The sequence below is a fragment of the Vibrio sp. 2132-1 genome, assembly GCF_033344315.1.
Genome location: NZ_JAWPON010000202.1, coordinates 1 through 833, shown reverse-complemented (window position 1 = coordinate 833; position 833 = coordinate 1). Strand labels below are relative to the sequence as shown.

Sequence of the window (833 nt, the reverse complement as noted above, 5' to 3'; positions counted from 1 at the left end):
TTTTGTATTAATAAATAAGTTTGATCTGCGACATCGACAAATGCGTCTAGGGGAAGGTTATGGCAATTACCAATATTAAATGCGTGATTTTTGATTGTGATGGCACGTTGGTCGACAGTGAGCGTTTATGCTGCCAAGCACTAGTGAATGTATTTAATCTACACGGTGCAGAGTTAACGATGGAAGAATGTGTTTCTCACTTTAAAGGTGGAAAACTGGCCGATATTCTTCTTGATACCAAAGAGTTGATGAACATTAATGTTCCAATTGATGTTCTTGAACCCCAATACCGAACAGAAGTTCAAAAATTGTTTGTTCGTCATTTACAACCAATGGATGGCGCTAAAAGACTGATCCAATTCCTCGACTCTCACAATATTGAATACTGCGTCGCGTCAAATGGTCCCAAAGATAAAATTGAATACGCACTTGAGTTAACCGGCCTGCTTGATGCATTCAAAGGAAAAGTATTCTCTGCGTTTGAAGCAAACAGTTGGAAACCTGAACCTGATTTGATCATGTACAGCGCGATGAGCATGGGCTTTTTGCCTAGCGATTGTTTGTATATCGATGATACACCCAAAGGTGTAGAAGCAGGGTTGAATGCCGGAATTAAGACGGTTCAGCTATTTAATGGTGAGGCCATTAATCGAGTCGACGATGACCGAGTTATTCGCATTCAACATTTGGATGAATTAAAAGAGCAGCTCATGGGCTGCTCTGTTTAACCGTTTAATGACGAGAATGACTTAGGTTATGAATTTGTTTAATTTTCGACTGTAAATATGGAGCTTGGTAAAGGCATTGAATGGATGAGAAATTCTTCGTGTGGA

The 833-nt window shown here is 39.7% G+C and carries 1 protein-coding gene; it reads left to right on the top strand.

Annotated features, from left to right (window positions below):
• Positions 1-59: 59 nt before the first annotated feature.
• A complete protein-coding gene (locus tag R8N47_RS24425) occupies positions 60-728 on the top strand; it encodes an HAD-IA family hydrolase (protein ID WP_005498787.1) in 669 nt (222 codons plus the stop codon).
• The last annotated feature ends 105 nt before the right edge of the window (positions 729-833 follow it).

Excerpts from the sequence above, each read along its gene's own strand:
- R8N47_RS24425 (WP_005498787.1), top strand. The coding sequence starts at position 60 with ATGGCAATTACCAATATTAAATGCGTGATTTTTGATTGTGATGGCACG.